The organism is Motilimonas pumila (genome assembly GCF_003596335.1).
Taxonomy (GTDB): Bacteria; Pseudomonadota; Gammaproteobacteria; order Enterobacterales; family CBDFNC01; genus Motilimonas; species Motilimonas pumila.
Genome location: NZ_QZCH01000169.1, coordinates 1 through 543, shown reverse-complemented (window position 1 = coordinate 543; position 543 = coordinate 1). Strand labels below are relative to the sequence as shown.

General features: G+C 52.7%; 1 protein-coding gene. It reads right to left on the bottom strand.

The window, feature by feature from the left end:
• Nucleotides 1-243 precede the first annotated feature (243 nt).
• Nucleotides 244-543, bottom strand: a 300-nt coding sequence (locus D1Z90_RS22270) for a hypothetical protein (protein WP_198419296.1), incomplete at its 5' end; no start/stop codon positions are given.

Genomic DNA, 543 nt, shown 5'->3' with positions numbered 1-543 from the left:
TTTTTTTTTATTGAAGTATCATCTCGATTCTCTACACAGGATATTAAACCCTATTATTAGAGTACATGCTACCACCGAACTTTTCCTGCCATAGTCATTGATCGTTAATTCATCCGATGCATCAGGAAAAAACAATGAAAAGGGCTCATAAGCCGTGAACTCCATGAACTAACACCCGGGAAAATGTCTATGCTAGAAGATGTGAAGGAAAGAGGACGAAGAGACTGCCGTGAAGCGATCCGCTTAGTCAACCTCCTCGACGGTTGGGCCGTCATCACCGCCAGCACCGGGGGCGCCGCCGGGAGCACCGCCGGGCATACCGCCGGGCATGCCACCCTCACCACCAGCTCCGTAGAACTTCATCATGATGGGGTTGGCGACACCCTCAAGCTCCTTCTGCTGAGACTCGTACTCGTCCTTGGTGGCGGTCTGGTTGTCGTCCAACCAGGCAACGGTCTTGTCGATCTCGGCCTTGAGCTTCTCCTTGTCACCAGCATCGAGCTTCTCGTCGACCTTGGAGTCGCTGAGGGTGTTGCGGAGAGA